Raw genomic sequence first — 24,431 nt, 5'->3', positions numbered from 1 at the left:
GACCGACCACATGAGCAGTATTACAAAGCCCGGCGACAACTCCGGCGCACCTTTCTTTTCCAAGCAGGCGACTGTCGCCGGCCCAGGCTTTTCGCGCTGGATGGTGCCCCCGGCAGCCCTCGCCGTGCACCTGTGCATCGGCCAGGCTTATGCATTTTCCGTATTTAACGGTCCGCTGACGAAAGTCATCGGTATCACGCAATCGGCACCGGACGACTGGTCGCTGACCACGCTCGGCTGGATCTTCTCGCTGGCGATCGTGTTTCTAGGCCTGTCGGCGGCGTTCGCCGGCAAGTGGCTCGAACACGTCGGTCCGCGTCGCACGATGTTTACTGCGGCGTGCTGTTTCGGCGGCGGCTTCGTCGTGTCGGCGATCGGCGTGTGGACTCACCAGATCGCCCTGCTCTATCTAGGTTATGGCGTGATCGGCGGCATCGGTCTTGGCCTCGGCTACGTGTCGCCGGTGTCGACGCTGATCCGCTGGTTCCCGGACCGCCGCGGCATGGCGACCGGCATGGCGATCATGGGCTTCGGCGGCGGCGCAATGATCGCCGCGCCGCTGTCGGTGGCACTGATGAACCACTTCAAGAGCGCTACCAGCATCGGTGTGGCTGAAACCTTCATCGTGCTCGGCATTGCATACTTCATCTCGATGTCGATCGGCGCACTTGCGATCCGCGTGCCGCCGGCAGACTGGAAGCCGGCCGGCTGGACGCCGCCCACCGCCAGCACCACGAAGATGATCACGCGCAATCACGTGCACATCGACCAGGCGCTGAAAACCCCGCAGTTCTATCTGATCTGGCTGGTGCTGTTCCTGAACGTGACGGCCGGCATCGGCGTGCTCGGACAGGCTTCGCTGATGATTCAGGAAAGCTTCAAGAGCACGGTCACGGCTGCGGCCGCCGCGGGCTTCGTCGGGCTGCTGTCGCTGTTCAACATGGGCGGCCGTTTCCTGTGGGCCTCGTCGTCGGATTACGTGGGTCGCAAGAATACGTACTTCATCTTCTTCGTGCTCGGCGCGATCCTGTACTACTTCGTGCCGACCTTCGCGGACTCCGGCAACATCGCGCTGTTCGTGCTGTCGTACTGCGTGATCCTGTCGATGTACGGCGGCGGCTTCTCGACCGTGCCGGCATATCTGGCCGACATGTTCGGCACTGCGTTCGTCGGTGGTATTCACGGGCGTCTGCTGACCGCGTGGGCCGCGGCAGGCGTGGCGGGCCCGGTGCTCGTCAACTACATCCGTGCGTACGAAGTTGCACACGGCGTCGCGAAAGCGGACGCATACACGCTGACCGTGCACCTGATGGCCGTGCTGCTCGTGATCGGTTTCATCTGCAATCTGCTGGTGAAGCGCGTCGACGAAAAGCACCACATGACCGAAGCCCAACTGGCCACCGGGAAATAAGGAGATTCACATGCAAACCACCACTCAGGCACATCCGACCAATAAAGGCCTGCTGGCTGTTTTCTGGCTATACGTGTTGATTCCGCTGGTTTGGGGCGTGACCAACACGCTGCTGCAGGCGGTCAAGCTGTTTCACTGATTCAGCTGAACGTGGCGACGTGTGCCGGGGCAGTGAGCTGGTACACGCGGCACGCTGACACCAAAGGCCGGGCTCGATTAGCCCGGCCTTTTGTTTTTGCTGCAGGCAACGGCAGCGAAAACAAAAGCAGCAACGGGGTCAAACGCCACAGCAAACGAAGCGCGGCACTCAAACCTGCCGCGCGAGCGATCACTCCGTACCGTTGTCGAGCTGCAACGGAAACGTAATCTCGAACGTCGTGCCCCTGCCCTCAAGCGACGCGAAGCGCATCTGCCCCTGCAACAGCCGGCACAATTCGCGGACGATCGCGAGCCCAAGGCCGGCACCCGGCACATCGTCCTGATTCGCCCGCTCGAAGGCTTCGAACACGCGCTCGCGATCCGCCTCGCCGATGCCCACGCCGGTGTCGGATACGCGCAGGCACCACGCGTTAGCGTCGCACTCGCTCATCTCGAACTGCACTTCCCCCGCCTTTGTATATTTGACTGCGTTAGTCAGCAGATTCAGCGCGACCTGCTTGAGCTTCAGACGATTCGATGTAATGGTCGACAGCTTGCCATCGAATCTGCTGACGAGCCGCAGGCCCTTGCTTTCGATCGACGGCCGGCACGATGCGACCAGCTCATCGAACAGGCCACGCAAATCGAACGATTCGGCGGCGAACGGATTGGTATCGCCAAGCACGATCGAATATTCGACCAGCTCGTCGACCAGCGTTTTCATATCGGCGGCCTGCCGGTTCGCCAGCGCAAGCGCCGCGTCGAGCTTGGCCGGCGCACGTGCAATCAGCTGCAGCGCCATCGAGAACACATTGAGAAAATTGCGCAGATCGTGCACGACGCTGCGCGTGATCTGCATGCGCGATTCGTACAGTTCATTGACCACACGCTCCTTGAGCGCCAGTTCATGATTCGCGCGTTCGAGCCGGCCGGTGTATTCGTCGATCTTGCGCTCGCGCGCGGTGACCGCCTCGCGAATCGACGTCAGCGTGACGAAGCTCACCGCTTCGTCGATGAATTGCCTCGCGCGCTCTTCATGGCGCCGCGTAAACGGCGCATGCTCTTCAGCAAAGCGCGTAATCGCGCCCATCAGCACCTGGCGCAGCAAATCGAGCTCGCGCACGACTTCGTCGATCCGGTAGCCCTGCCGCCAGCGCATTTTGCCGTGCTGCCGCGCGTCGTGTTCGATGGCGGGCTCGATCTGGTCGAGATCCTGATTCTCGAGCGCACCGCAAATTTCCTCGAGCATCGCCGGCACGTGGTCGGCCAGTTGATCGTAGGTCAGACGATCGGCCTCGGAGAGGTCCGCGTCGTTGAACACGGCCTTCATCCAGCGTTCGATCAACTCGACGCGCTGCTGGCGCAGACGCTCCGCAAACGCGTGTAGCGGGCGCGACGGCTGACTTGCCATGGCAATGGACCTCCATACGAAGGATCGCGTGCATGGGCCGCCGGTCAGCGAGATCTGCTGCCGCGCACGCGGCAAAAGTCCATCGTACTACGACTTCATCCGGTAGCCGGTCTTGAAGATCCACGCGATCACGCCAAGAAAGATCACGAGGAACAGTGCGGTCATCCCAAGGCTGATGCCGACGCCGACATCCGCGAGCCCAAAGAAGCTCCAGCGAAAACCGCTCACCAGATAGACGATCGGATTGAACAACGCGACCACGCGCCAGCCGGGCGGCAGCATCGCAACCGAATAGAAGCTGCCGCCGAGAAACGTCAGCGGCGTGACGATCAACAGCGGCACGAGCTGTAGCTTCTCGAAGTTGTCAGCCCAGATGCCGACAATAAAACCAAGCAGGCTGAAGGTAACCGAGGTCAGCACCAGAAACGCCAGCATCCATAACGGATGCTGGATCTGCAACGGCACGAACAGCCCCGCGGTAGCGAGAATGATCAGGCCGAGCACGATCGATTTGGTTGCGGCCGCACCCACATAGCTGATCACGATTTCGAGGTACGACACCGGCGCCGAAAGCACTTCGTAAATCGTGCCGGTAAAGCGTGGAAAGTAGATGCCGAACGACGCGTTCGAAATGCTCTGCGACAACACCGACAGCATGATCAAACCCGGCACGATGAACGAGCCATAGCTGATCCCTTCGACCTCGCGAATCCGCGAGCCGATTGCCGCGCCGAACACGACGAAATAGAGCGAGGTCGAAATCACCGGCGCGATCACGCTTTGCATCAGCGTGCGGCCGGTACGCGCCATTTCGAACCGGTAGATCGCCCGGATTGCATGAATATTCATCAATTGCCTCTCACCAGGCTCACGAAGATGTCTTCAAGCGAGCTTTGTGACGTCTGCAGGTCTTTAAAGCGAATGCCTGCGCGGTTCAGATCGTTGAGCAGCGCGACGATGCCCGCGCGCTCGCGTTGCGCATCGTAGGTGAAGATCAGCTCGGTGCCGCCGTTGCCGATTTCGAGCCCGTATTCGGCCAGCTCGGCCGGCACCGCGCCGAGCGGTTCTTCCAGATGCAGCAGCAACTGCTTCTTGCCAAGCTTGCGCATCAGCTCGGCTTTATCTTCGACCAGCACGATCTCGCCAGCATTGATCACGCCGATGCGATCGGCCATCTCTTCCGCTTCTTCAATGTAGTGCGTGGTCAGCACGACCGTCACGCCGTTCGCGGTCAACGAGCGCACGAGGCGCCACATGTCGCGGCGCAACTCCACGTCGACACCGGCAGTCGGCTCGTCGAGAAACAGCACGCGCGGCTCGTGCGACAGCGCCTTGGCGATCAGCACGCGACGCTTCATGCCGCCTGACAGCGTCATGATCTTGTTGTTGCGCTTGTCCCATAACGACAGATCGCGCAGCACCTTTTCGATGTAGGCGGGATTTTTGGGTTTGCCGAACAAGCCGCGGCTAAACGAAACCGTCGCCCAGACGGTTTCGAATGCATCGGTGGTGAGTTCCTGCGGCACGAGGCCAATCAGCTCGCGCGCGGCGCGATAGTCGGTCTGGATATCGTGGCCATCGACGGACACGGTGCCGGTGCTAGCCCTGACGATCCCGCAGACGATGCTGATCAGCGTCGTCTTGCCCGCGCCGTTCGGCCCGAGCAACGCGAAGATTTCACCGCGGCGGATCGACAGATCGATTCCTTTGAGCGCGTGGAAACCCGATGCGTAGGTTTTTGACAGGTTGGATAGGGATATGATCGGTTGCATGCCCGCGACGATAGCAGATACGGCCCTGCTTTGCGCGACGCTCGCGTGACAGTGCAGATGCACAACCGACGTGCGGCGATGCACGGGCGGCGCGCAGTTCTCCGGACATTTGCGCTTTGGTCGCGCCGCCTGGCGCTTCTAGTCAGGACAGCGCGGCATGGCGCTCGTGCAGCAACCCGAGCGCCATCCCATCGTCAAGCCGGCACCGACTCCGCGGCCTCCGCACGCGACCACACGCGATGCTGGCCAGCCGCTTCAACGAACGCCTTCAACACTGCGTCGACCTCGTTATCGTCGCCGGTCGCGACACCGTCCGCATGATCGGGCAGATGCGCGGCGCGCAACACATCGCGCCCCGCGCCGAGCGCCGCGATCGCCTTCAGATGCTTGAACGCTTCGAGCACGAAATGCCGGGCATCGCCCGACTGCGCCAGCAGTTTTGCGCCCGCTTCGCCACCGCACAGTATCAACGCATCGAACATGATCGACGGCATGCCGGCTACCGTTGCATCGGGTTGCACAGCGCCGATCGGCGCCAGCGTCGGGGCAATCACCAGCGGTGCGGCGCCCTCTTCCGCAAGTTTCTTGCGCAACGTCTTAAGCGTGGTCTCGTCCGAGCCTGGCGCTGCCAGCAGCGCGATCTTGCGCGTCTTGATGCCGGGCTTCACACGGTTGAGTAGACTCAGCGCCGGCGAAACCTGTTGCTTGCCGACCGCGCGCGACCCTCGCTGCGGTTTCGGCATCCCGAGCCCCGCCGCAACGGTCTGCGCAAGGCCAATATCGTAGTTCGCCAGAATCTCATTGACGACACGAGCCCGGATCTCCGGCTGTCTGACCTTGCCAAGCTCGAACTGATACGCAGCGGCGATATGCTGCTGCTCGATTTCGCTCATGCTCTGATAGAACAATGCGGCCTGCGAGAAATGATCGGCAAACGATTCGCTGCGCACGCGGATCTTCGTTCCCTCCATCGGCTCGGGGTAGCTTTCGTAACCGCCATCACGCGGCGCGGGATCGGTCTCCTTCGGCCACGCATCGCTTAACGAATTAGGCTCATACGACGCCTGCCCAACGTTGATTGTCTGCCGATGCATGCCATCGCGCTGATTGTTCTGATACGGCGCGAGCGGCCGGTTGATTGGAATCTCGTGGAAATTCGGGCCGCCCAGCCGGCTCAATTGCGTATCGGTGTACGAAAAGAGCCGCCCCTGCAACAGCGGATCGTTCGAGAAATCGATCCCCGGCACCACGTGCCCAGGGTGAAACGCAGCCTGCTCCGTCTCCGCAAAGAAATTGTCCGGGTTGCGGTTCAGCGTCATCTTGCCGATCATTTTCAGCGGCACGCGCTCTTCAGGGATCAGCTTGGTCGGGTCAAGCAGATCGAAGCCGAACGCATGCTGATCCTTTTCTTCGACGATCTGCACACCGAGCTCGAACTCGGGAAAATCGCCGCGCGCGATGGCGTCCCACAAGTCGCGCCGGTGAAAGTCCGGATCTTTGCCGGCGATCTTCTGCGCTTCGTCCCACAGCAGCGAGTACGACCCCAGCACCGGCCGCCAGTGAAACTTCACGAAGCGCGACACGCCTTGCGCATTGACGAAACGGAACGTGTGCACGCCGAAGCCTTCCATCGTACGCAGGCTGCGCGGGATCGCGCGGTCCGACATCGTCCACAGCACCATGTGCGTCGTTTCCGGCACCAGCGACACAAAATCCCAGAATGTGTCGTGCGCGGACCCACCGGTCGGCATTTCATCGGGCGCCTCGGGTTTCACCGCATGCACGAAGTCGGGAAACTTGATCGCATCCTGAATGAAGAACACCGGCATATTGTTGCCGACCAGATCGTAGTTGCCTTCGGTGGTGTAGAACTTCACGGCAAAGCCGCGCACGTCGCGCACGGTATCTGCGGAGCCGCGCGGCCCCTGTACCGTCGAAAACCGCACGAATACCGGCGTTTGCACCGATGTATCCTGCAGGAAAGCCGCCTTGGTCAATTCAGTCTGCGGCTCGTACACCTGAAACACGCCGTGGGCGGCCGAGCCGCGTGCATGGACGATCCGCTCCGGAATGCGTTCATGGTCGAAGTGCGTGATTTTTTCACGCATAATGAAATCTTCGAGCAACGACGGGCCGCGCGGCCCTGCGCGCAGCGAGTTCTGATTGTCGGCGATCTTCACGCCCTGATTGGTACGCAGCGCCTCGCCGGCTGGCCGCACGCGCGACGCCTCAAGTGCCTGCGACTTCGCGTCTTCCGATGGCGCGCCGGACGGACGGTTGCGTGGTTTGCTTGCCATTGTGGGAACTCCTTGCTGGGAACGGCGCGGACGCGAGACGCGCCGCGCAACGTCAGACAGTGGCGCAAACGTCGTTCCAGCGCGGTTTTTCTCCCCGCTTTAAGCGCGATGCCTGGCGGCAGTACAAATCGCCCACACACATCTGGTTGCGCGCGCATCCATCTGGCTGCAACGCCCGATGCAAGCACGCGCGGCACGCGGTTTGCGCTAGTCGATGGGCAGGCGAGCTCAACTCGCTCGTGTTCCTGAACCCTCTCGGAGAAACGACGATGAAACGCACAATGAAGACGATCCTGGCCTCGGCACTCGTGATGGCACTGTCTGGCGGCGTCTACGCGCAAGCGGGCGGCGGCGCAGGTGGTGCGGGTGGTGCAGGCGGCGGTAGCGCGGGCGGCGGCAGTTCGTCTGGCAACGGCGTGGGTGCCGGCGGCGGTACGACCGGCGGCGCAGGTGGCGTGGCCACGCCCGGCACTGGCGCGAACCGCGGCATGAACCGTCCCGGCACCAATGCCGATGGCGGCTATGGCACCCCGGGCGTGACCGGCACGGGTGGCGGCATGGGCACCGGCACTGGCGCCGCGCCCGCACCGGCAAACCGCGGCATGGCGCCCGCGCCGGGCACCACGGGCAATTCGATGCAGAACGGTCAGTAAGAGGTGGCAGAGGAAGTAACCAGCAAGCCGGCCAGGCGCCGGCGGCCGCTATACGAAGCGCGATGAAGCCGCCCGGTTTTCATCGCGCGACAATCGCGTACGATGCTGCCGGACAGCCGACACGTAAGCGACCCGGCGGCAGCATGCTCCTGCACCGAACGACGCAAGCAACCCATCACTGCCGCGCAACCGCACTGCAGTTACGCCGCGGTTAAACTGAACAACATCTGAACGCACCGCCCTGTCACGGAGAAAGACCCTTGGCGAGCACAGCGGATCTGATCGTCGCGCGCGCAGAAGGCCTGTATTGCCCGCCCGGCGATTTCTACATCGACCCATGGCAGCCCGTCGAGCGCGCTGTCATTACTCACGCGCATTCCGATCACGCACGCTCCGGCCATCGTCACTATCTCGCTGCCGCGCCCGGGGCGGACGTGCTGCGCACGCGCCTGCCCGACATCGATCTGCAAACCGCGGCATACGGCGAGCGCATCGCGATCGGTGGTGTCGACATCTCACTGCATCCCGCCGGGCACGTGCTCGGTTCCGCGCAAGTGCGTGTCGCGTACCGCGGCGAGGTGTGGGTCGCGTCGGGCGACTACAAGCTGGACCCGGACCCAACCTGCACCGCATTTGAAGCGGTCGAGTGCGATACCTTCATCACCGAATCGACGTTCGGCTTGCCGATCTATCGATGGGACGCGCCGCGCGCGATCTTCGACAGCATCGATGCATGGTGGCGACACAATGCCGCGAACGGGCGCGCATCGGTGCTGTTCTGCTATGCGTTCGGCAAGGCGCAGCGCGTTCTTGCCAGCGTCGATGCGGGGATCGGCCCGATCTTCTGTCACGGCGCAGTCGAACCGCTGAACCGCGCCTATCGCGCCGCGGGCATCGCCTTGCCCGACACGCACAACGCGTCCGAGGTCCCTGGCCGAAACAAGGAAGCGTTCAGGCAGGCGCTGATCGTCGCGCCGCCTTCCGCACAAGGCAGCGCGTGGCTGCGCCGCTTCGGCGATTACAGCGATGCATTCGCGTCGGGCTGGATGCGCCTGCGCGGCACACGGCGGCGGCGCGGCGTCGATCGCGGCTTCGTGCTGTCCGATCATGCGGATTGGCCCGGCCTGCAAAACGCGATAGCCGCGACGGGCGCGAGCCGCGTCATCGTCACGCATGGCCAGCTCGAACCGATGGTGCGCTGGCTGCGCGAGCAGGGTCTCGATGCCGGCTCGTTCGCTACGGAATACGGCGGTGACAACGTCGAGGCGGACGCACCGGCGGCGCAACAGGAGACCGCAACGTCCGTGGACGCATCCGGATCTGAATCCGGGTCCACAGCCGGCCACGAGGCGCGCACCTGATGAAGCGCTTCGCCGCTCTCTACACCGCGCTCGACGCGACCACCTCGACGCGCGACAAACTCGATGCGCTGACAACCTATTTTTCCGCCGCGCCGCCGGAAGACGCAGCGTGGGCGTCGTACTTCCTTGCCGGCGGCAAACCACGTCAGGCAGTGCCGACGCGGCTGCTCAGCGATATCGCTCGCACTCGCGCCGGCTTGCCCGAATGGCTATTCGACGAGTCGTACCAGGCGGTCGGCGACCTTGCCGAAACCATCGCACACGTACTGCCGCCGGCGTCGCGTACCTCCGAACTCGGCCTCACACAGTGGATCGAACAACGCGTGCTGACCTTGCGCGGCGCAGCGCCTGACGAGTTGCGCACGCGTCTGGTCGAGTATTGGGACGAACTCGACTGGAGCGGCCGCTTCCTGCTGACCAAGCTGATCGGCGGCGGCTTTCGCGTCGGCGTCGCGCGGCAGCTGGTGGTGCGCGCGCTCGCCGACGTTGCGGGCGTCGACCACAAGCTGATCGCGCAACGCATGGTCGGCTGGACCGATGCACGACAGGCGCCCGACGCGGCGCGCTATCTGCGCCTGATCGCACCGCAAACCACCGACGATGCAGAAGCTGCGACCGACAGCGAGCGCGCGCTGCCTTACCCGTTTTTTCTCGCCCATCCGCTGCAAGCCGATCCACACACGCTCGGCGATCCCGCACACTGGCTGATCGAATGGAAGTGGGACGGCATCCGCGCACAAGTGGTCAAGCGCGACGGCCGCGTGTGGATCTGGTCGCGCGGCGAAGACCTGATCACCGAGCGCTTTCCCGAAGTGCAAGCGCTCGGCGACACATTGCCCGACGGTTTCGTGCTCGATGGCGAAATCCTCGCGTGGCAGCCGGGCGCGCAGGCGCCGCTGCCATTTGCGCGGCTGCAGCCGCGCATCACGCGCAAATCGCTAACGAAGAAAGTGCTCGCCGATTCGCCTGCCACGTTTCTTGCCTACGACCTGCTCGAAGCAAACGGTACCGATCTGCGCACCACGGCGCTGGCACAGCGGCGAGCGCAGCTCGACACGCTCGCGGCCACGCTCGGCGACACCTTTGCGCGCGACCTGCTGCGCATTTCGCCGCTGGTCGACGCCGCGTCATGGTCCGCACTTGCGGAACTGCGTGGCGAAAGCCGCACGCGCGGCGTCGAAGGGCTGATGCTGAAAGAACGCCAGTCGATGTACGGCGTCGGCCGCACGAAAGCATCGGGCACCTGGTGGAAATGGAAAATCGACCCGTACGCGATCGATGCGGTACTGGTCTATGCGCAGCGCGGCCACGGCCGGCGCGCGAGCCTGTACACGGATTTCACCTTCGCCGTCTGGGACGAAAGCGACGGTGTACGCACCCTGGTTCCATTCGCCAAAGCCTATTCGGGCCTCACCGATGAAGAAATGCGCGAAGTCGATGCAATCGTGCGCAAGACTACCGTGGAGAAGTTCGGCCCGGTGCGCAGCGTCACGCCGACGCTGGTGTTCGAAATCGGCTTCGAAGGCATTCAGGCCAGCCCCCGGCACAAATCCGGCGTTGCCGTGCGCTTTCCGCGCATGCTGCGCTGGCGCACCGACAAGCACATCGACGATGCAGACACGCTAGCAATGCTCAAGGGCTTTACCGACCCCACACCGGCATGATCCGCGCGGCGCGGTACCGTCACGCTCCGGTAAACTGGAAAGGCAAGCTAAATATCGGGTTTGCAAAATCCGCTTTGCGCATCTTCGCCAATGATGTCAAAATACGCCACCCAGACTTTCTACGAAGAGGCCCAGTCATGGCGGGAGTTCGGCAATTCGATGAAGACAGCGCCTTTACACAGGCACTAGATGTTTTCTGGCGCAAAGGCTTTCGCGCAACGTCGATGCTCGATCTGGCCGAGGCCACCGGCGTGCAGCGCGGCTCGTTGTACAACGCGTATGGCGACAAGGAAGAAATTTTCGTCCGCGTGTTCGAGCGCTACACGGGGCGTTTCATTGCCGATGCGCGCAAGGCGCTCGACAAGGCCGATCTGCGCGATGCATTGAATGCGTTCTTCGCGTTCGCCATCCGCTCGATCACGCAAGGCTCGCCCGCACGCGGCTGCCTGTCTACCAAGACCGCCATCGAGGTGGATGCGGAAGCACCGCGCCTGCGCGAAGCCGTACAGGGCATGCTGGACGAGCTCGAAGCCGCGTTGCTCGACGTGCTGAACACGAAGGAAGCACGCGCGCAGCTGTCGGTGCCGCCGCAACAGGCAGCCAGCATCATCGTGACGATGACGCGCGGCATCGCGGTGATGGAGCGCGTGTCCGACGACACGAAGCGCCTGAAGCAAACCGCCGCCGCCCTGGTCGACGCGCTGACGCCCAAGCGCTAGTTCCGCCGTTGCGCGGCACGGCGCCGCGCAACAGGCAAAAAAAGAGACCCGCTTGTACAGCGGGCCAGAAAATCGCCGGACGCGGGGATCGCGTCCGGAATACTGCATTGAGCACCCATCGCGCAGTGCGTGGCGCGGCGTGCGTGCGATCTACCTGCTTCCTACTTACGACCGCCTGCCGCATGCGTTGCGGTTGCGCTTGCCTGCGCGCGCTGCGCCGCACCCGCCACGACGTTCATACCCGACTCCGCCGTTTCTACAGCCTGACGGGCGGTCTTGTACAGCGTGTCGTACCACGAGTTGGTCGCGCTGATCATTGAATGCAAGGCCGCCACCGCGGCTTCCGAACCGGCGGGACCACTTTTCGCTGCGTCGTCGATGCCGGTCTGCACCTTGTGCGCCTGCTGCTGATACTGTGCGCCGGCCTGCTCCGCCAGCGCCGCCTGCGCGTTCATCCAGATCCCAAAGAGCTGCCGATGGTAAGCGGCAACCCGCTCGGCAAACGGCGGCACACCCGGAGGCGGCTCGAAAAACGCAAGTGGGCCCTTGCCGGACAGCGCATTGAGCCAACGCGCCTCACTGGCCTCGAGCGACGCTCTTGCAGTTTGCATATTCAATTGCACGACCTTCTCGACACTGCTAAACCAGCCAGTAGCGAAACGGTACAGCGCGTCGGTATTGGCCTGCTGAGTTTGCATAAGCTGCTCGGTCGAAAAATAACTCATCTGACGAAACCCCCGGAAAAGTTTCAGGTTGCGCCGCAGCGCTAGCGCATTACGTGAAGCCGAGCCAGCAATGCATGACCGCGATCGGTCACGCGCGGTGGCTGGGTTACGCCTGCGGCGTCGAATTCGACCAGCTTCCGGTCGAGCAGCGTGCGAAGGTCCGACTGATCGAAGTCGGCAGTTTGTTCGGCATGCTTGACAAGCATGAGCGTAGCGAACTCATGTGGACTGAGCATACATGTCTCCTGATTTGCGAACGGCGGCCCGCTTCCTTGTGAGAAGCGCAGCAGCGGTTTAATCTGACTATTCCCCGTGCTTGCTCAAGGCGTTGCACCTCGACGGGGACCCCATCCTAATGCGGCATCACACTTATTTCAATCAGTATGCGTCCTGCTTTACCGATTTTTTTGTGTAGCCGCAAAGTGCCGGGAAGTCTTGCATGCGATTTTAAGTGTGATCGGCAATTCCTCCCTCCACCGCGCATTAGGCGCTTACCGATTTAGTTTGCATTCCAATCGATCTTAAGCGCATGCACCACATGCGCATCGGGCGGCCCAAGCTTTGCTGAACTGACAGCCGTGTTTGACATGGAGGTGACATATGGAACAGCTAGCGCATACAACTGAAGTTCAGCAAGGCGGTTGCGCATGCGGTGCCGTGCGGTTTCGCACGTCTGCCGCGCCGCGGCGCGTGGGCATCTGTCATTGCATGACGTGCCGCCGCATTCACGGCTCCGCATTCGGCACGTATGCCGTATTCGCGCGCGACGACGTGCACTTCTCCGGTACAACCCAGGTATGGCGCAGCTCCGAATTGGGCCGCCGCCACTTTTGCCCAGTCTGCGGATCGACTGCGTTCATGGAGTACGGCGACGAGCCCGAGATCGACGTGCCGTTAGGCGCATTCGATCGCACCGGCGTGTACGAGCCGAGCTACGAGTTATGGTGCAGCCGCCGCGAGCCGTGGTTGCCGCGCGGCGTGCGTACCGAGTTTGCGCAGGACCGCAGTTGAGCCGCGCGCGCCGGCTCACACTGCACGGCGACGTCGCGCGCGGGCGGCGCGCCACGTCGCGCCTTACCGGTCACTTGTCGCTTTTGCGTGGAATCCTGGCGCCTGACTTGCGCGCCTGGTTCAGCGCAATTGCCACGGCCTGTTTCTGCGGCTTGCCATGGCGCTTCTCCGTCTTGATGTTGTCACTGACGGTTTGCTTCGAGGTTCCTCGTTTCAGCGGCATGATGTGCTCCTGTCGCGCAACGCGCGCGGGTTGGTACAGTGTGGCCTGGTGCGCCGGCCGGCGGATCGATGCAAAGCAACGCGCATAGCGTACTCAGCTGTTTCGCATCGCGCCGGACACAGTCGACGCAATGCGCATTCAGCATCTGCTGTACCCGTTGCTATTCCAGTCGGTTTGCATCGGGATCGCCGTGCCACGGCATCCCACACAGGAGACAACCGTGTTCGATAAAGGCGAATGGCTGAATGAACCCGCGCAGTGGACACTCGATGACAACCGCCTGCACGTGATCACAGATCGCGCCACCGACTTCTGGCGCGAAACGCATTACGGCTTTACACGCGATTCCGGACATTGCTATGGCGTGCGCACGGCCGGCGACTTCAGCGCGCAGGTGCGCATCGACGGCCGCTTCGAGACCTTGTACGACCAGGCCGGGCTGATGGTACGCATCGACGACACGCAATGGGTAAAGGCCGGGGTCGAATTCACCGACGGCGTGCTGCTGCTCAGCAGCGTGCTGAGCGTCGGCCAATCCGACTGGGCGATCGGCTCGCGGATCGACGCCGCCGGCTTCTGGATACGTGCGAGCGTCACGCAACGCGTACTGCGCCTGCAATACTCGACCGATGGCAAACATTGGCCGCTACTGCGGCTCGCGCCGTTTCCGCACGCTGCGAGCTACTTCGTCGGGCCGATCTGTTGCACGCCGGAGCGCGGCGGTCTTGCGGTCGAATTCAGCGAATTCCGCGTTGGCGCACCGAACGGTAAGGCACTGCACGACCTCACGTAAGGGCATCGCGCGACAGGCTTTCCGCGGCCCTGTAGGCAGGGTGTCCGTGCACGCCTCGTTGCGCTGCGCGGCGACGCCGCGACCGGCATTGTTACATCGCGGCGCGCGACCCCTTGCCCGGCGCCGCGAGCTCGAGCTAGTCCGCGCCGATCCACGCCAATCCGCGCCACGTATGGTCGAGGCTCCGCCCGCCGCCTAGTCCGCCTCATACGGCCGGATCAATTCCGCAAAGCGGTCCGCCAGTGTCGGCCGCGCGCGAGCCGGCCAGATCGCGCTCAGTTCGAAGCGCGGCAGCGTATCCCCGTCGACGATTTCGCGCAGCCGCACACCGCTGAACTGCAGCGTGCGCACCGAGCGCGGCAGCAGCGACACGCCGCAGCCCGCGGCCACGCACGCGAGCACCGTCAGCGAGCGGTTCGCGTCCTGCACGATTTCGACGTCGCAGCCGGCCTGGCGAAATGCGCTCAGAATTCCCGCGCGGATCACCGGTAGATGATCGTGAGGAAACCACACCAACCCGTGCGGCGCGAGATCGCGCAGCGCCAGCGGCGCGTCGCCGTCGTGCGCGAAGGAAGCAGGCAGCACCGCTAGCAGCCGCTCGCGCGCAATCAGCTTTTCCTTCATCCGACCACCCACTGCCACCGGCGTATGCAGCAGGCCAAGGTCGATCTCGCCCTTCTCGAGCGCGTTCACCTGCTCGGCGTTGCTCATCTCGCGCAGCACCAGTTCGACGCCCGGCACGTCTTCGCGTAACGCCGCGATCGTGCGCGGCAGCACGCCGAACAGCGCCGCCGACGCGAAGCCGATCGCCAGCCGCCCGGCGCGCTCCGCGCCGATCGCGCGAGCGCGCAGCGCGGCCGCGTCGATGCGCGCGACCGACAGCCGCAGGTCGTCGACGATCGCGAGGCCGGCTGGCGTCAGCGCCGCCCCGCGCCGGCTGCGCTCGAAGAGTTTGACGCCCCACTCCTTTTCCATACGCGTCAGCGCCTGGCTCAACGCCGGCTGTGCGACGCCGAGCCGCTCGGCGGCGCGGGTCACGCTGCCGGCGTCGGCGATCGCCAGGAAATAGCGGAGACTGCGAGTTTCCATATCAATGTGTGATGAATATTGATTGATTTCATAATACAACGCTATCCATCGAGTCCCTAGAATGCCTTTTCATGGGAAGCGCCGCGCGGCAGCCTGCATGCCGCGTGCGACGTTTCGAACCACGGCAGGCCCGCGCTCGCGCAAATACACGGCCGCACAACAATGGAGACCGCAATGAACTGGTATCGGGAAATCTCGCCGATCGAGAAGCGCACGTTATGGAGCTGCTTCGGCGGCTGGGCCCTCGATGCGGTCGACACGCAGGCCTTCAGCCTGGTGATCCCGACACTGATCGCGAGCTTCGGCATCGGCAAAGGCCAGGCCGGCCTGATCGGCGGCGCGACGCTGGTGGCGGGCGCGCTGGGCGGTCTGTTCGCCGGCATGCTGTCGGACCGCTTCGGCCGCGTGCGCGCGTTGCAGATCACCGTGCTGTGGTTTTCGCTGTTCACGCTGCTGAGCGCCTTCGCGCAGAACTTCGAGCAGTTGCTGGTGCTTAAATCGCTGCAAGGGCTCGGCTTCGGCGGCGAATGGACCGCCGGCTCGGTCCTGCTCAGCGAGACGATCCGCGCCAGACATCGCGGCAAGGCGCTGGGCATCGTGCAAAGCGCGTGGGGCTTCGGCTGGGCCGGCGCGGTGCTGCTGTACGCGGTGGTGTTCTCGTACGTGTCGCCGGAATGGGCGTGGCGTGTGCTGTTCGCGCTGGGTGCGGTGCCGGCGCTGCTGGTGCTGTACGTGCGCCGCAACGTGCCGGAACCGGCGCGCGAGCCAGGTGCGCAAGCGGGCGCACAGCCGGGCACACAGCCGGGCACACAGCCGGGCGCACAACCGGGCACACAGCGGGGCACACAGCGGGACGCAACAGCGCAGCCGGTCGTCAGCATCTTCGACCGCTCGGTGCTACGCACCACCCTCGTCGGCGGGTTGATCGGTCTCGGCGCGCACGGCGGCTATCACGCGATCACGACATGGCTGCCGACCTATCTGAAGACCGAACGGCATCTGTCGGTGCTTGGCACCGGCGGCTATCTGGCGATGGTGATCGTCGCATTCATCTGCGGCTGCTTTGTCAGCGCGTGGCTGCAGGACCGGATCGGCCGCCGCAAGAACCTGATCCTGTTCGCGGTGTGCTGCGCCGTGACGGTCAACCTGTACGTGTTCCTGCCGATCGGCGATAGCGCGATGCTGGCCCTGTCGTTTCCGCTCGGCCTGTTCTCCGCCGGCATTCCGGCGACGCTCGGTGCGCTGTTCAACGAGCTGTACCCACAAGGCGTACGCGGCACCGGTGTCGGCTTTTGCTACAACTTCGGACGCATCGTCGCGGCGGGCTTTCCGGTGCTGGTAGGCCATATGGGCAACTCGATGCCGATCGGCTCGGCGCTCGGCATCGACGCGGGCATCGCGTATGGGCTCGTCGTGCTGGCCGCGCTGATGTTGCCCGAAACGCGCGGCCGGCGTATTGCCGCGGGCGCGGCTGACGAAGGCAAGCGTAGCGGCGAAACAAACGTCGATGCGAACGGCAAAACCGCGCAGGCACAGCGCATGTGACGCAATTGATGCACTCCGTGCAGCCACCACGGCAAGCAAAGCTACACGCACATGGCCACGCGTACCACACAGCGTCAGGCACGCAGCTCAGGCGCACAGCCACAGGCACAGGCACAGGCACAAGTGAACGCGCAGCTCGCACCGCTGACGGTACGCGGCGCACGGAAGCACGCTGTCCAGCCGCCAACCACCAACCGCCGACAGCCCGTAGCCGCGCGGCTCGTCGAACCCATCAACCTTCTCAACTCATGAACAGCAAAGCGATCGCATCCGGCTCGAGCCATCCCGAACTGCAGCAGCCGGACTCCGCTCCGGCACCGCATGCCAACGCTGCTGCGCCCACCCGCACGCTGCATGATTGGCTCGACGCGCCCCATCCGCCGCTGATCGCCGTCGATACCCACGCGCACGTATTCATACGCGGCCTGCCGCTCGCCGCGCAACGGCGCCATGCACCCGACTACGACGCAACCGTCGAGCAATTCGCCGGTTACCTGCAGCCCAACGGCCTGTCGCACGCGGTGCTCGTGCAGCCGAGCTTTCTCGGCACCGACAACCGCTTTTTCGTCGACGTGCTGCGGCGCTACCCTGCGCGCTTTCGCGGCGTCGCCGTGATCGAGCCCGGCATCACCGACGCTGCGCTCGATGCACTCGCGCAAGCGGGTGTGGTTGGCATGCGGCTGAATCTGGTCGGCCTGCCGAACCCGGATCTCACGCAGCCCGAGTGGCGGCATCTGCTCGCACGCGTAAACGCGCTGCGCTGGCATGTCGAAGTGCATCGCGAAGCGGCTGCGCTGCCGGCGCTGCTCGGCGCACTGCTGGAGCAGGATTGCACGGTGGTCGTCGACCACTTCGGCCGGCCCGCGCCCGACCTCGGCGAACGCGATGCGGGCTTTCGCTTCCTGCTGACGACGGCGCCGACCCAGCGCGTCTGGGTCAAACTGTCCGGCGCGTACCGCAACGCCCCCGCCGGAACGGGCGACGGCGCCGAATCTGGCGCACACCTCGCCGCGCCGCTGCTCGCCGCATTCTCGCCGGCCCGGCTGCTGTGGGGCAGCGACTGGCCGCATACACAACATCGACCGTGGGTCGACTACGACGCGACGCGTCGCGCGCTCGAGCGCTGGGTGCCCGATGCTGCAGCGCGCGACACGATCCTCAAGAGCTCGGCGCAAGCCTTATATCGCTTCACGAGCGCGCACTGATGACGGCCAGAGCAGCCTGCAACGCGACGGAACCCTGGCCGATCCACCCTTTTCTGTCGCACCCCGCACACTGCACTTGCACACGCGATTTGCGCACTAGAATCAATTTACCCAGTGCCGCGCACGGCACCTCGCCGCCTCTCTCCGCGCGCGCCGTCATCTGCCCAACTCACGTTGCGGAGGTTTGCCATGCCTACCTACGAATACCGCTGCGAAAGCTGCGGCGAGAAGTTCGAGCACACTGAACACCTGACCGAACACCAGAGCGCCCAGCCGCCCTGCCCGAAATGCGGTAGCGAAAAAGTGCAGCACATGCCGACACCATTCGTCGCGCACACCTCTCGCAAAAGCTGACGCAAAGGCACACACAAAGTCCCCTCGGCAGAGCCTGCGGCAGACCCCCGCGAGCACGGCTCAAAGCCTTACCCATCAAGACTCTCGCGCCCCTGACATAGCGCGACATAATTGCTCGATAGCCTGTGCGCCGCGCGTCGACCATACTCGCTTCGCGTGCCGGCCTTGTGAAGCGTAAAGCCCAACAGAAACAGGCGAGTCACGCAACCGTGACATCGCCGAATCGTCGGACGATACGTACCAACTCTCAAGCACAGGGTCAGCCATGTTCAACTCGCTCAACACCTTCAAGTCTGTCGGCCGCAAAACCGCACGTCATGCATCGGCCGCGCTACTGTTCAGCAGCATTCTGCTGACCGGCTGCGCAAGCGGCATCACCAACGTCGCGAATGCCAGCCAGAACATCGCACCGACCGCGACCACCGCCACCCAGCAAGTGCGTCCGGACAACATCTACGTGTACACGTTCGCAAGCAACGCGAACGACGTGAAGCTCGATAACGGCGGCGTCGCCCACAAGCTGATGACACGCTTCACCGGCGACACGTCGGCCTCGCAGCAGTCGGCGGATGCCACCGAGGCGAGCGAGGAAGTCGCCAACGAAATCGTCCATAAGCTGCAGTCGATGGGCTTGCGCGCGATCCGTTCGGACGTGCCGCCGCCCGCCGGCCAGAACGTGCTGCTGGTGCAAGGCAACTTCGATACGATCGATGCCGGCAATCGCCGCCGCCGCACCTTGATTGGTCTGGGCGCCGGCAAGAGCGACGTGGGCACCACCGTGCAGATCCTGTACAAGCCGGCCGGCGGCGACGTGACGCTGGTGCAGAGCTTCGACGCGAATGCGGATAGCGGGAAGATGCCCGGTGTGGTCGAAACGGCGGGTGTGGGCGCGGCGGCCGGCCACGTCGCCACGTCAGCGGCGATGGGCGGCAGCCTGCATGCGGTCGGCGAAACGAAGCACGACACCGTATCGCAGGACGCAAAGCGGCTCGGCGATTCAATCGCGAAGCAGATTGCGCAAATCGGCGTATCGCAAGGCTGGTTGTCGGGCAGCGTGGTCAGGTAACGCGGCGCTGCGATAGAGCGGCGGGCGCAACCGACCCATGCGCCGCGCCGCTCTCCCTACCTTTGCCGCACGCTCAGCCGTTCAGGTCCGGATTGCCTTGTGCCAGTTCATTGACCCAACCGGTAAACGCACGCAGCCGCGAGCTCAGATTGCGGCGATGCGGATAGATGATCGACAGCGGTGTAGACGGGCTCTCGTAGTCGCTGAGGATTTCCGTCAACACGCCTTTCTCGATCAGGTCGGTCACCATGTAGCGCGACGGCTGAATGATGCCGTGCCCGAGCACCGAGGCGCCGATATAGACGCTGCCGTCGTTGACGCCAAGCACACCCTTCATCTGCACCTTCACGGTCTCGCCATTCACCAGGTATTCGAACGGAAACGTCTTGCCGGTGCGCGCGGAAATATAGTTGACTGCGCGATGCTCGGCGAGCTGTTCGAGGTTTTTCGGCGTGCCGTGTTCAGCGAGATACGCCGGCGCTGCGCAGGTAACCAGGCGCGCATTGCCGATGCGGCGCGCCACGAGGCTCGATTCTTCCAGATGCCCCATGCGGATCACGCAATCGACGCCATCCTGGATCAAATCAATGTTGCGATCGGCTAGCCCGAGACGCAGGTCGATCTGCGGAAACTTCGCGTAGAAATCGTCGAGCGCCGGCAACAACAGCGCGCGCGCCAGCGTGCCCGACGTATCGCAGCGGATCGTGCCAGCCGGCGTCTCGCGCTTGCTCGACAGCGACGACTCCGCATCGGAGACGTCGGCGAGAATACGTACGCAGCGCTCGTAAAACAGCGCACCGTCTTCGGTCACATTCACCTGGCGCGTCGAGCGGTTCAACAGCCGCACACCGACATGTTCTTCGAGCGCCTGGATGGTTCTGCTGACCTTGGCACGCGGCAAGTCGAGCGATTCCGATACTTTAGAAAAGCTGTTCGCTTCGACCACGCGCGTGAATATCTCCATTGCCTCCAAGCGGTCCATTTATCGTGCCCTATTGTGAATTCGCGCTAAACGCAGGTATTAATCGGGAAATGCGGGATACTCGACGAAAATTCCTCGCGCCCGACCAAGGCGGAGGGAAATCAACTCTCGTACAACGCAAGATCTTACGCTAGGGCAATAAAAATCTCACTCGCCACGGCGCGCGCCCTGATACGGGCGCCTGCGAGTGCTGGAGGGAAGGAACTGAAGATCTAACGGAATCTGACGGATCGGACCGACATCCGGCATTGCGCCGGACCGCCGCACGCGCTTATGAACGCTGCCAGCGGCCCCATGCCGCCAGCCCCGAGTGGCGCAGCAGCGCGACGATCGCGAGCGACTTCAGCGTGCACTCGGCGGCCGACAGCACGAACGCGATCTGGTCGTAGCGGAATTCGCCGGGCAACGCCGGCACCACCGCCAGCACACTCGCGCCGCACACAAACAGCGCGATCAGACGCGCCAGCGAAGAGCGGCCACACGCGAAAAAAATCAGCAGCGCCAACAGCAGTTTCGAGCACACCACCGCAACGGCCTGCGCGCCGCTCGATGAAGCGGCCACCTCAAACGGCGCTTCGATCAGCGAGCAGACCAGCACCGCACCCAACGCCGCCTTCAGCAACGGAGTCGCGCTGCGATGGCCATCGTCATTCAAAGTCAGAATCATGACAGCGCCTCCAGATTATTTTGCTAACGCGCGCATTGCAGCTCGCGATCGTAGGACCTTCTGTGTGGATCCCATGCGCATCACAGTAAGACGAGATAGCCTGCCGCGCTTTTTCACCTGTACAAGGTCTTCACGATTCGCACGGCAATCAGGGCCGACGACGTGGTAGGTAAACCCGCGGCAGGTTCAGCATAAACATCTGTGCGCAGCACAAAAGAGCACACATCCGCTTTCGTCGGACCAGCACAGCGCCATGCTGCGCGACGCCGAAAAAACCTGCGAGGCGGCACGGCATTTTCGAAACCACCCCTTCGTTTGCGCAACGGCGCCGCACCGCGCAGAGGCACGATGCATAGGTGGGCTGTTCACGCAGTTGCGCATCGGGCGCGTCTGTCTCGATGGCGCGGCCCGCAGCGGAGACGGATATGGACATTCTGAAGATGGCGAAGGACGCCGGCATGCAGGTCGTGCTGGACGCGCGGATCGGCAACGCCGAATACCACAGCGTGCACGGCACGGTTGCGGCACTGGTCAAGTTTGCGCGCGCGTTGATCGAAGCACAGGTGCGCTGCGAGGATTTACCCGCGGCACCGGGCGACGCCGAACCTCGCCCCTGTGAGTCGGCGCAAACCGAGGATCGCTAAAGCGCAGTCGCGCTGCGCGTGCAACGGGTTCGCAACACGCAGCGACGGCCATCCATACACTACAGGCTATCGTAAACAACAAAAGCATTAACTGTCATATTTACGTTGACGCCCTACGCTGAAGTCATCGCCATCGCTGTTCTGCCTTGCCGGCCCGGCGCCGGCGCAGTTGCGGCGGCCAGTGCGACTGACGGACGGAGGCCTTCATGAACAGCAGCGCGACATCCTTGCATCTGCTCGTCGACAAGTGGCTCGCGCCGGCAACCGTATTGCACGTACGCGTGATCCGCTCAGGCCGCATGCCGCGCCAGCGCGCCCGCTTCATCTACGTCGAAACACATACGCCGGAAGGCCCGCGCGGCATGTTCTTCTTCCGGCACGAGGACCGTTGCTGGCACGTGTTTCCGCCGCACGACGCGCGGCCGACGCTGTGCTTGCACGCGCTTGCGGCATGAGCGCGCCGCGGCTTGCCGCGCGTTGCCGTGATGTGCGGCGAGCCGCCCGGTGCAAAACTCAAAGCAATCGTGCTGGACTGCAAAACCCGAATCGGCGTGCGGACCATACTGAAAGCATGAAAACGGCTTCGGCAAGCGCGGCGCACACCACGCCGGCGGTTCGGGTCCGTCTGCTGGAGCGCATCATGCAAACACACCCGTCCGCCTGGGTTCGACGCGCACTGCTGATCAGCGCGGCCGGCTGTCTGTCGATCAGCGTCTACACGGGTGTGCCGGCAGGGCTCGCCGATGCGCTCGACAAGGTGGGCAACGCAGCGCAATTGCCGCTGGAAACGCTCGCGATCGAACAGGTGACGGATGCGCGCGATGCTGCACTCGCCGGGCAGCAGATGCCGGCCGCATCGGTATGGCAATCGCGCGACTCCGCGACGATTCGCCGGGACGTGCGCGCCGCGCACGAACGCGCGCCCGGTGTAGTGCACTCGATCCGCTTCGAAGACTTCAAGCACTGGACCTGACTCGCGCGCAGCGCCCGCTGACGCGGGTCCACCTCCCCCCTAAACAGACACGGCGCGCACGATCGCAGCATCATCGTGCTGCGATCGTGCGCGCCGCGCGGCCTGATACCGCGGCTCACGCAATCGATTTACATCCAGCACCCAGGCGGCGGCGCCGGCATCAACGTATTCACCGCGCTGGCCAGCATCATCGCCTGCGAATTGGTCGGCATCAGCTTGGCCGCGCGCGGCCGGAAGATCGTGTCGCCGTAGGAGATCGTCGCTCCGCTCAGCGCGCACACGCCGTCGCGGCGCGCGATCGCGATCACCCACGGCTGGTCCGGATAGCAGCACGAGGTCGGGTCGCTCCAGCTGACCGTCAGCAGACGCTCGCCCACCCGCTCGACCAGCCGCGCCGTGCCGGTGCACGAGCCGGCCTGCCCCTTGGCGCCGCCGCAGCGCGTACGCGGCGCGCGCACCCGGCCGGAGGCTTTGGTCGACAACGAAGACAGAAGAACCAACGTCTGGGACCAAGCGTCACAACGAGTAGCAACGTCTGACATTTCAATGCTCCTGAGGGGCGGCCGCGTGGCGGCGGCGTGTCGGGTCTGATCGGAAGGAAAGGGACGGCAGGCCTTTTTCGCGGGTCGCCGCCTTCGCACCGGTGCACAGGAAACACCGGCAACGTGCGCGCGACACTGCGTCAGGCGCGCAAAACCGCACGCGCGGCGGCGGGCGGACCGCGCTCTGCACCGCAGTGACGGACCTCATGCGTCAGCATGCTGGTTGTCCCTCCAGCGCTTGGGCGTCGAGCCGACGACCCGCTTGAATACCGTCGTGAAGTGCGCCTGCGAGCGGAAGCCCGCCAGTTGCGCGGCGTCGAGCAGCGAATACTCGTCGTCGGCGAGCAGCTGCTGCGCGCATTCGATGCGCCGCCGCAGCAGGTACTCATGCGGCCGCAGCCCGGTCGCCGCACGGAACTGCGCGGCGAAGTGCATACGGGTGAGGCCGGCGGCCTGCGCCACATCTTCGAGACCGATCGAGTCGGCCAGATGTGCATCGATATATTCGACGGCGCGCTTGAGGCGCCACTTCGGCAGCGCCGAGCGCCGCTCCTGAGCGGGCTGCAGCGGCACGCGCAGCCGCAGTTCGAGCAGGCGGCTCACCAGCGCGAGGTTGATGCTGTCGACGTACATCTGACCAAACGACGTAAAGCTCTCGTCGGCGAACAGCAACGCCTGGCTCAGACGCTCGATGCACGGATCGCGGCTCACCGACGGGTCTTCGATCATCACGCTCGAAGCAGGCTCGACGCCCATCGCTTCGCGATGGCACGTATCGAGCACGGTCTGCGGCACGAACAGATGCAACACGTCGCATGACGAATGAAACACCGCGCGCGCCGCATGCCCTGGCGCCGTCACCTGGAACATGCCGGGCATCATGCGGCCTTCGTAGCCGAGCCGGCCGTCGTGCAGAAACGTGATGTCGGTCGAGCGCAGGCACACGCCCACCGTATAGATGCCGTCGCCCGCAACCGCCGATACCTCGGCCGGATCCGCACCGCTCTGGCTCCAGCGCGCGAGCTTCAGACCCGCGCGCGCGCCATCGGCTGCATGGTCGGTTTGCGCCGGCAGCCGCCACGCATCTTCATTGCGTATGTAGGACTTGAGAAGATCCGCGGATAGCATGTCGCTACCGCGAAAAGATGACGTTTGCATGACCCACGCTCCTTGCTCTCCGATGCTT

Annotated in this window: 27 protein-coding genes; 15 read left to right on the top strand and 12 right to left on the bottom strand. The window is 63.9% G+C overall.

All coding sequences use genetic code 11. The annotated features are described in order from the left end of the window. Positions 1–10: 10 nt before the first annotated feature. Positions 11–1,411, top strand: a complete 1,401-nt coding sequence (locus ACYVNQ_RS21865) for an L-lactate MFS transporter (protein WP_460904682.1) — start codon at positions 11–13, stop codon at positions 1,409–1,411. A gap of 10 nt (positions 1,412–1,421) precedes the next feature. Beyond that, the gene (locus tag ACYVNQ_RS21860) at positions 1,422–1,550 is read left to right on the top strand and encodes an MFS transporter small subunit (protein WP_460904681.1); all 129 of its coding nucleotides are present in this window, start codon (positions 1,422–1,424) and stop codon (positions 1,548–1,550) included. A gap of 189 nt (positions 1,551–1,739) precedes the next feature. Here the strand turns inward: ACYVNQ_RS21860 and ACYVNQ_RS21855 are convergent, their stop codons facing one another. The 4 genes from ACYVNQ_RS21855 to katE all read right to left on the bottom strand — a co-directional run bounded on the left by ACYVNQ_RS21855 (position 1,740) and on the right by katE (position 7,029). After that, complete coding sequence (locus tag ACYVNQ_RS21855) at positions 1,740–2,960, bottom strand: sensor histidine kinase (RefSeq protein ID WP_460904680.1); 1,221 nt, start codon at positions 2,958–2,960, stop codon at positions 1,740–1,742. An 87-nt stretch (positions 2,961–3,047) separates the two neighbouring features. Continuing rightward, complete coding sequence (locus ACYVNQ_RS21850; protein ID WP_460904678.1) at positions 3,048–3,809, bottom strand: ABC transporter permease; 762 nt, start codon at positions 3,807–3,809, stop codon at positions 3,048–3,050. Then, a complete protein-coding gene (locus ACYVNQ_RS21845; protein ID WP_460904677.1) occupies positions 3,809–4,732 on the bottom strand; it encodes an ABC transporter ATP-binding protein in 924 nt (307 codons plus the stop codon). The genes ACYVNQ_RS21850 and ACYVNQ_RS21845 overlap by 1 nt, the downstream gene beginning before the upstream one ends. Positions 4,733–4,926: 194 nt before the next feature. After that, a complete protein-coding gene (gene katE, locus ACYVNQ_RS21840) occupies positions 4,927–7,029 on the bottom strand; it encodes a catalase HPII (RefSeq protein ID WP_460904676.1) in 2,103 nt (700 codons plus the stop codon). A 269-nt stretch (positions 7,030–7,298) separates the two neighbouring features. Here katE and ACYVNQ_RS21835 point away from each other — a divergent pair, with 269 nt between their 5' ends. The 4 genes from ACYVNQ_RS21835 (at position 7,299) to ACYVNQ_RS21820 (ending at position 11,426) form a co-directional block, all read left to right on the top strand. Beyond that, the gene (locus ACYVNQ_RS21835) at positions 7,299–7,682 is read left to right on the top strand and encodes a hypothetical protein (protein ID WP_460904675.1); all 384 of its coding nucleotides are present in this window, start codon (positions 7,299–7,301) and stop codon (positions 7,680–7,682) included. Between the two features lie 260 nt (positions 7,683–7,942). Continuing rightward, on the top strand, positions 7,943–9,043 hold the full coding sequence (locus ACYVNQ_RS21830; RefSeq protein WP_460904674.1) for a ligase-associated DNA damage response exonuclease: 1,101 nt from the start codon (positions 7,943–7,945) through the stop codon (positions 9,041–9,043). After that, on the top strand, positions 9,043–10,707 hold the full coding sequence (locus ACYVNQ_RS21825) for an ATP-dependent DNA ligase (protein ID WP_460904673.1): 1,665 nt from the start codon (positions 9,043–9,045) through the stop codon (positions 10,705–10,707). The genes ACYVNQ_RS21830 and ACYVNQ_RS21825 overlap by 1 nt, the downstream gene beginning before the upstream one ends. 137 nt (positions 10,708–10,844) lie before the next feature. Further along, on the top strand, positions 10,845–11,426 hold the full coding sequence (locus ACYVNQ_RS21820) for a TetR/AcrR family transcriptional regulator (protein ID WP_460904672.1): 582 nt from the start codon (positions 10,845–10,847) through the stop codon (positions 11,424–11,426). A 161-nt stretch (positions 11,427–11,587) separates the two neighbouring features. On the opposite strand, the gene phaP is transcribed toward ACYVNQ_RS21820, so the two are convergent. After that, entirely contained in the window at positions 11,588–12,124 is a 537-nt protein-coding gene (phaP, locus tag ACYVNQ_RS21815; RefSeq protein WP_460904671.1) for a TIGR01841 family phasin, read from the bottom strand. Positions 12,125–12,192: 68 nt separating this feature from the next. Further along, complete coding sequence (locus tag ACYVNQ_RS21810; protein ID WP_460904670.1) at positions 12,193–12,387, bottom strand: hypothetical protein; 195 nt, start codon at positions 12,385–12,387, stop codon at positions 12,193–12,195. A 364-nt stretch (positions 12,388–12,751) separates the two neighbouring features. Here ACYVNQ_RS21810 and ACYVNQ_RS21805 point away from each other — a divergent pair, with 364 nt between their 5' ends. Next, on the top strand, positions 12,752–13,162 hold the full coding sequence (locus tag ACYVNQ_RS21805; protein WP_460904669.1) for a GFA family protein: 411 nt from the start codon (positions 12,752–12,754) through the stop codon (positions 13,160–13,162). Between the two features lie 70 nt (positions 13,163–13,232). On the opposite strand, the gene ACYVNQ_RS21800 is transcribed toward ACYVNQ_RS21805, so the two are convergent. Further along, positions 13,233–13,385, bottom strand: coding sequence for a DUF6496 domain-containing protein (locus ACYVNQ_RS21800; protein WP_460904668.1), 153 nt, complete (start codon positions 13,383–13,385; stop codon positions 13,233–13,235). A 220-nt stretch (positions 13,386–13,605) separates the two neighbouring features. Between ACYVNQ_RS21800 and ACYVNQ_RS21795 the strand changes: the two genes are divergently transcribed. Continuing rightward, the gene (locus ACYVNQ_RS21795; RefSeq protein WP_460904667.1) at positions 13,606–14,178 is read left to right on the top strand and encodes a DUF1349 domain-containing protein; all 573 of its coding nucleotides are present in this window, start codon (positions 13,606–13,608) and stop codon (positions 14,176–14,178) included. Between the two features lie 195 nt (positions 14,179–14,373). Here ACYVNQ_RS21795 and ACYVNQ_RS21790 read toward each other — a convergent pair whose 3' ends face one another. Next, on the bottom strand, positions 14,374–15,267 hold the full coding sequence (locus ACYVNQ_RS21790) for a LysR family transcriptional regulator (protein WP_460904666.1): 894 nt from the start codon (positions 15,265–15,267) through the stop codon (positions 14,374–14,376). 174 nt (positions 15,268–15,441) lie between these two features. Here ACYVNQ_RS21790 and ACYVNQ_RS21785 point away from each other — a divergent pair, with 174 nt between their 5' ends. From ACYVNQ_RS21785 to ACYVNQ_RS21770, 4 genes are all read left to right on the top strand, one after another. Further along, on the top strand, positions 15,442–16,812 hold the full coding sequence (locus tag ACYVNQ_RS21785) for an MFS transporter (protein WP_460904665.1): 1,371 nt from the start codon (positions 15,442–15,444) through the stop codon (positions 16,810–16,812). Positions 16,813–17,102: 290 nt separating this feature from the next. Further along, positions 17,103–18,017 carry an amidohydrolase family protein gene (locus tag ACYVNQ_RS21780; RefSeq protein ID WP_460904982.1) on the top strand — a complete coding sequence of 305 codons (915 nt, stop codon included), beginning with the start codon at positions 17,103–17,105 and terminating at the stop codon, positions 18,015–18,017. A 189-nt stretch (positions 18,018–18,206) separates the two neighbouring features. Next, complete coding sequence (locus tag ACYVNQ_RS21775) at positions 18,207–18,371, top strand: FmdB family zinc ribbon protein (protein ID WP_460904664.1); 165 nt, start codon at positions 18,207–18,209, stop codon at positions 18,369–18,371. 265 nt (positions 18,372–18,636) lie between these two features. Continuing rightward, a complete protein-coding gene (locus tag ACYVNQ_RS21770; protein ID WP_460904663.1) occupies positions 18,637–19,437 on the top strand; it encodes a DUF4410 domain-containing protein in 801 nt (266 codons plus the stop codon). A gap of 73 nt (positions 19,438–19,510) precedes the next feature. Here the strand turns inward: ACYVNQ_RS21770 and ACYVNQ_RS21765 are convergent, their stop codons facing one another. Together ACYVNQ_RS21765 and ACYVNQ_RS21760 are read right to left on the bottom strand one after the other, a co-directional pair. Next, the gene (locus tag ACYVNQ_RS21765) at positions 19,511–20,419 is read right to left on the bottom strand and encodes a LysR family transcriptional regulator (RefSeq protein WP_460904661.1); all 909 of its coding nucleotides are present in this window, start codon (positions 20,417–20,419) and stop codon (positions 19,511–19,513) included. 271 nt (positions 20,420–20,690) lie between these two features. Next, positions 20,691–21,086, bottom strand: a complete 396-nt coding sequence (locus ACYVNQ_RS21760; protein WP_460904660.1) for a hypothetical protein — start codon at positions 21,084–21,086, stop codon at positions 20,691–20,693. A gap of 425 nt (positions 21,087–21,511) precedes the next feature. Here ACYVNQ_RS21760 and ACYVNQ_RS21755 point away from each other — a divergent pair, with 425 nt between their 5' ends. From ACYVNQ_RS21755 to ACYVNQ_RS21745, 3 genes are all read left to right on the top strand, one after another. Beyond that, positions 21,512–21,730, top strand: a complete 219-nt coding sequence (locus tag ACYVNQ_RS21755; RefSeq protein WP_460904659.1) for a hypothetical protein — start codon at positions 21,512–21,514, stop codon at positions 21,728–21,730. Positions 21,731–21,936: 206 nt separating this feature from the next. Further along, the gene (locus ACYVNQ_RS21750; RefSeq protein ID WP_460904658.1) at positions 21,937–22,185 is read left to right on the top strand and encodes a hypothetical protein; all 249 of its coding nucleotides are present in this window, start codon (positions 21,937–21,939) and stop codon (positions 22,183–22,185) included. A gap of 185 nt (positions 22,186–22,370) precedes the next feature. Then, a complete protein-coding gene (locus tag ACYVNQ_RS21745; protein ID WP_460904657.1) occupies positions 22,371–22,703 on the top strand; it encodes a hypothetical protein in 333 nt (110 codons plus the stop codon). A 128-nt stretch (positions 22,704–22,831) separates the two neighbouring features. Here the strand turns inward: ACYVNQ_RS21745 and ACYVNQ_RS21740 are convergent, their stop codons facing one another. Continuing rightward, on the bottom strand, positions 22,832–23,203 hold the full coding sequence (locus tag ACYVNQ_RS21740) for a DUF3331 domain-containing protein (protein WP_460904656.1): 372 nt from the start codon (positions 23,201–23,203) through the stop codon (positions 22,832–22,834). A 246-nt stretch (positions 23,204–23,449) separates the two neighbouring features. Beyond that, positions 23,450–24,403 carry a helix-turn-helix transcriptional regulator gene (locus ACYVNQ_RS21735; protein ID WP_460904654.1) on the bottom strand — a complete coding sequence of 318 codons (954 nt, stop codon included), beginning with the start codon at positions 24,401–24,403 and terminating at the stop codon, positions 23,450–23,452. Between the last annotated feature and the right edge of the window lie 28 nt (positions 24,404–24,431).

The sequence above is a fragment of the Paraburkholderia jirisanensis genome, from assembly GCF_054782355.1.
Note: the sequence above shows the minus strand (reverse complement) of the source record. Positions and strands in the feature narration are given on the sequence as shown.